General features: G+C 74.3%; 1 protein-coding gene. It reads right to left on the minus strand.

What is annotated here, in order from left to right; all coding sequences use genetic code 11:
- A partial coding sequence (locus CCN51_RS59090; protein WP_483883495.1) for a baeRF2 domain-containing protein occupies window positions 1–354 on the minus strand: 354 nt, incomplete at both ends.

Consider the following 354-nt stretch of genomic DNA (forward strand, 5'->3'; position numbering starts at 1 on the left):
GCTCGTCCGCGACGACGTCCGCGGTCTGGTCCCAGGTCTTCTCGACCCGGTTCCGGTAGTGCCATTCGTACCGGTCGGCTGGTACGGAGCGGTGTCCGCGCCCCTGCGGCGGTCCGCCGCTCGCCCGGCCTACGGGACGCTGGCCGGCGTCGTCCAGCAGTTCGAGATCGGCTCCGGAGCGGTCGACGCGGGCCACCAGGCAGGAGGGCCACTCACCGCGCAGCGAGGCCAACGGCGCCACCCGGGGAAGCAGCGACCAGGAGGTGTCCACATCGCGTGGCGAGGTGGCCAGCGGAAGGTCGAGGACCACTTCCCCACCCGCCGCGAACAGCGCCCGCCCCGCGGACGGCCGCG

The organism is Streptomyces milbemycinicus, from assembly GCF_002154605.1.
GTDB lineage: Bacteria > Actinomycetota > Actinomycetes > Streptomycetales > Streptomycetaceae > Streptomyces > Streptomyces milbemycinicus.